Source organism: Parasutterella muris (assembly GCF_009767915.1).
In the GTDB taxonomy this organism is placed as follows: domain Bacteria; phylum Pseudomonadota; class Gammaproteobacteria; order Burkholderiales; family Burkholderiaceae_F; genus Parasutterella; species Parasutterella muris.
The window spans coordinates 1-4,866 of record NZ_WSRP01000067.1; the positions used below are offsets into that span (position 1 = coordinate 1).

General features: G+C 39.0%; 4 protein-coding genes. 3 read left to right on the forward strand and 1 reads right to left on the reverse strand.

Translation table 11 applies throughout. The annotated features are described in order from the left end of the window. Positions 1-18: 18 nt before the first annotated feature. On the reverse strand, positions 19-630 hold the full coding sequence (locus E5987_RS12320; protein ID WP_160336368.1) for a hypothetical protein: 612 nt from the start codon (positions 628-630) through the stop codon (positions 19-21). A 350-nt stretch (positions 631-980) separates the two neighbouring features. On the opposite strand from E5987_RS12320, the gene E5987_RS12325 reads away from it, so the two are divergent. The 3 genes from E5987_RS12325 to E5987_RS12335 form a co-directional block, all read left to right on the forward strand. Then, a complete protein-coding gene (locus E5987_RS12325) occupies positions 981-1,196 on the forward strand; it encodes a hypothetical protein (RefSeq protein ID WP_202074645.1) in 216 nt (71 codons plus the stop codon). A gap of 28 nt (positions 1,197-1,224) precedes the next feature. After that, entirely contained in the window at positions 1,225-2,307 is a 1,083-nt protein-coding gene (locus E5987_RS12330) for a helix-turn-helix domain-containing protein (protein ID WP_160336370.1), read from the forward strand. Positions 2,308-3,623: 1,316 nt separating this feature from the next. Further along, positions 3,624-4,866, forward strand: a 1,243-nt coding sequence (locus E5987_RS12335; RefSeq protein WP_160336371.1) for an IS3 family transposase, incomplete at its 3' end; no start/stop codon positions are given.

Here is a 4,866-nt window from a genome sequence, read left to right on the forward strand (position 1 = left end):
AATAAATTCATGCAATTATCAGAAATTTTCGCAGATATTATTCAGATTTTTTATTAATATCGTGCGTCGAACCTGATCTTCTGGTACTTCTACTCCTACATGATTTATATCATTTACGCTGCCAGTGATTAAGGTAGTGATAAGTTGGCTTAATCTTCCTTGTTCAGAGCTTAAGCTAAATGTTTCAATAGATTGGCAAGAAAGGAAATCTTCTAAAGAAATGGCTTGAGTAAGAGAATTTTTCCATGCCCTAACACGACCAATTTTGTCCTGATACTGGAATTTTTGAGATAAGAATGAAATATCCTCCAAGAAGTCTTCTCTAAAATCTGAGTCCCAAGTTTGATTATTTAAACATATAAATAATAACTTATAACCTGGAATGACAAGGACAGCAAAATTTTCTTGATTTTCGTAATTTGTATTTTGAAGAGGTAAAAGAAAATTGATTAAAAAAATGGGAGGATTGTTCTTTAGAGGTTGAAAATTTTTTAGATGTTCAATTAATTTCTTTAATTCTGTTGGATTTTTTTCTTCAACACTTTCTAAACGGACGAAAAGATTGTTCTCGTATAGTTCTAGCATCATCACTCCGAATAACTTAGTCTTTCCTCCTTCAGAGTTTACCACTCAAGTTTCTAAAAATACCAGCCATTAAACTTTTAAGAATTAAACTTATAGTAAAAAGACTCTCCTGGACAAGATTGAAATGGAGGGGTAAACATATTGCAACCTGATGATACTGCGAGTGACTTCATCGTACAATGGCGTATTGATTAAAAATTATACTCTAAAAGTAATATCACCAGGGATTTTAGGAAAGACATAATCAATAGACAAATTAGGCCTGCTTGGTTATAATAATTTACCTAGAAGGTTAATTTCATATGGGATGAAGAGTGGAAATAACCTATAAGAATCGAAAACTTGAGAAGATTTGCACTATTGCAAGTGAGACTGTGAAATTTCATGGAAAATTAATGGCAGAAAAGATTCATCAACGTATTGGAGAAATTTCAGCCGCTGAGACATTGGAGGAAATGCTTAAATTCAAGATCGGGGGCTGTCATCCGTTGACAGGCGATAGGGCCGGAGAATACGGGTTGTATTTAGTTCACCCACACCGATTGGTTTTTAAAATGGTCAAAAACAAAATCAATGTGGTGTGCATCTTAGAAGTAGTTGATTATCATTAATCGTTCATTTTGTTCTGGAGAAGGCGCAATGTTTACAAGTGAAAGTTTTATAGCGACACCGCCTGGGGCAACTGTTAAAGAACAATTGAAGGACCGGGGTATCAGTCAAAAAGAATTTGCCGTTCGCATGGGAATGAGCGAAAAGCACATAAGTAAGTTGATAAATGGAGAAGTTCAACTTACTCCAGAAGTTGCGGAACGGTTGGAAATGGTTTTGGGTATCCCTTCTAGATTTTGGAATAAATTGGAAGCCATTTTTCGCGAGAAACTTGCAAAGGTTAGACTTCAAAACGAAATCTCTCAGGATTTAGATATCGCAAATCAGTTTCCTTTTGTTGAAATGGTACGCAAAGGTTGGCTTTCTGAAGTTTCTTCATCGATAGAGAGAGTCATTGAACTGCGAAAGTTCTTTGAAGTTGCAAACTTAGGTATTCTTCTTGGGAATACTTGTTTATCTCGAATAGCTTGTCGGAGACAAGCTCTTACCGAAAAAGGAAATTTTGCTCTGCTTGCTTGGGCTCAGAGGGCAAAGATCGAAGCTAGGTCAATACCGGTTAAAACAATTAATTTAGATGAACTAAGAGATAAACTTCCGAAACTTAGACGTTTAACAACTTTAGATCCTGAACTTTTTTGTCCAGAACTGAAGGAGCTCCTTTCTGAGTGTGGAATTGCGCTTGTGTTTCTTCCCCATATTTCAGGATCTTTTCTTCATGGAGCAACCTTTCGTGACGGGAAAAAAATAGTTATAGGATTAACGGTGCGAGGTAAAGATTCGGACAAATTCTGGTTTAGCTTGTTCCATGAACTTGGTCACGTTCTTCTTGGACACGTAGCTCAAGCTGATGGGGTAACGGAAGAAGAAGAGAATGAGGCTGATTCTTTTGCTAAGGAAATTCTCATACCCACTCCGATATTTACAGCCTTTATCGAAACAAAATGTTTTTCGGAAGATTCTATCCGAACATTTGCAAAAGAAAATGAGGTCCTTTGTGGAATCGTTGTTGGTCGCATGCAAAAAGAAGGCATTATTCCTTTTAATAGATTCAATAAGTTAAAAACCAAGTATTGTTTGAGATCAAAAAATACTTTGCCTCCCAAAGATAATTAATTCCTATTTTTTCTAAATACCGGATTGTATTTATACTGGTCGAATACCAGCTAAATTGCTTGGTTTTTGACCTTTTTATTTGTTCAGGGAGGGGTTGTGATGGAAATATATTGTCTAATTTTTAATCCTTATTTTCTTGTAGAGAAACGAAATCGTACATATCCGAAGCCATAGGGAAAGATTCTGTAGGTCAAAGTCAGGGGAACATAGAAGACCTGAATAGGCGTTATCAATCTTTATCAATAAGAGAGAGGCAAGTTTTGTCTCTGGTAAAAGAAGATTGACAAATTTTTAAATTTGGATTAAGTGAACGCACGGTTGAGAGTCACCGTTTTCACGCTTATGGAAAGCTCGGAATCAAAACGAAGACTTCGGAACAAACTCAATTGAAGGAACTTCCTTCGCGACTCAACCAGTAATTATGAAGACCTAGGTGATTTGGAGTAGCTTTAACTTTTGCGCTCTTAATTATTTCGCATAGGGATTGTCGTTATCTTTAAATTTAGTGAGAGCAAGTGATCCAATCTTCTTAGTTCCTTAAAAGAACTACGCTAATAATGCATACTAAATTGATCGACACAGCATCCAGATTTTCTCAATTCGCGGATTGATAAATGTTGAAATTCTTCATGGTGAGCAGGACCAATCTCTGGAACCCGCCTGGAAATCAAGTTGATTTTGGCAAAATTCTCCCCTAACGCCCTTATTTCAGGCTTTTTAATCAAACTTCATTGCATTGTTGAGGTTAGTTGTAAAAAGGCAGCACTACATGTTTTGGAAGAGGCTTCTCTAGAAATCTCTTCAGGCTGTTGTATGCCGAACAATGACATTCTGCCTATTATGAACTTCAAGAAAGTACTTCCAATGCCTAATAACGCACCATCCTTATAACTTTAACAAGTTGGCCCTTCAGGCTGTCTGGAAGCGCCTTTAGCTTTCTCATAACATATTGGTCTAGATTGCCCTTTAACCTTGTCAGATTCACTTTTGGCTTACAAACTGCACCTTGCCACACAGGCTTTCTTAATATCGAATTTCTTTTTATATTTCAACACCGCAAACGCTATTCTCAACAAAATTTAGCGGCTAATGCGATACTCAATTTTGAACATGGCACGCCCGCCGACAGTTTCTTGTCTATCCACTACTGTCCAAAACAAATTTGAACGATTGACATAGCCCAAATGCAAACATGCTGGCGATCCGATAAAGTTGATTTTTGCGAAATAAACAAACGGAGCTGTTACGCGACAGCATAGAATAGCCGCCTAATGTGAACTGCCCCCTGAAAATGCGACACTTGGCAAGGAGGCACCTTGGCGAGGAAGATATTTTCTCTTGAGACCAAAAGGTTGGTTCAATCCTTATTCGATGAAATGAAGAAGTATCGAGAGATTGAACAACTATCGGGCGTTCCGCAAGATATTTTGCGTTTATGGAAGGCTAAATCCCTCTTGAGCAGTGATTGGATTGCCTCTGAAGAGCGACAATCCCCGCTTTCCGCTATTGAAAGAGAAGAAATAGTTAAGCTGCATGGTCAAGGCCTGTCCTGTACTAAGCTTGCAATTCAATTTGGCGTTTATAGAGGTACTATAAAGTCCGTCATAACCCAGTCCCGAAAGAACGAGATATCCAAAAGGGCCATATCTCGGGCTTTCGCAAGTTCTATTGCGACACAAGTTATTGAAGGGAAGTTTCGTTCCTCACTAAAGACAGCCGAGTTCTATGGTCTGGAACCACGTTCGGTTCAACGGTGGGTTAAATCCGAATTAAAAAATCGCAAAGGACGTGCAATAGTTGGAGGTAGCAGCTACTCAATTACGTCTGTCTTAGCCTATACATTTGCAATCAAAGAGTGGATTACCAAAAACTTTAATTTAAAGGACCACTCTGAATCAAATATTGTCTCAATCGTTGAGTCTTTAAAAGACAAAGGAGTGCCAATAAAGGAGGCCTGCTCCTGGCTAGGAATCCATCGGAGCACGTTTTACAGGAAACGGCAAAAACAATTAAGAGCTGAAGAAGGTGATCCTTTAGTCACTCAGATTTCAGAACTCCAAAAGCGCCGTAATTTTGCTTACGGAGCAAAGCGAATGGCGGTGTATTTGAGCAAACTAAACGGCTTTGCCATTAACCATAAACGCGTCGCCAGACTCATGAGGCTGCATGGCTTAAATTCAAGAGTCCGCCCAAAGCGCAGAATCCATTACAAGACCGAAATGCTTGAGCCTGTTCAGGAACCTTTGTACAACGTGCTGAAACGGGATTTCTCTTCATCCGGCCCGATGACAAAACTTGTCACGGACATGACTTTTGTCCCGGTAAGAGAGGGCTGGGTTGTACTGAGCACGATCAAAGATTTATTTAACCATAAGATAGTTGCTTGGGAAACCGGTTCGAGTGCAACGCTGCAATTAGCGTTAGCTACGTTAAATAAGCTTCCGACGAAGGAAGGACTGCTGCCATCAGATTGTGTCATCCACAGCGATAGAGGTGGAACCTACACAAGTATGTCTTACGTGAAAGCGGTGAGAAAACTCGGAGCTCGTCCGAGCTACT

What these genes read in the sequence shown, in the direction of transcription:
- E5987_RS12325 (WP_202074645.1), top strand. Translation starts at nt 981, where the DNA reads ATGGCAGAAAAGATTCATCAACGTATTGGAGAAATTTCAGCCGCTGAG.
- E5987_RS12330 (WP_160336370.1), top strand. Translation starts at nt 1,225, where the DNA reads ATGTTTACAAGTGAAAGTTTTATAGCGACACCGCCTGGGGCAACTGTT.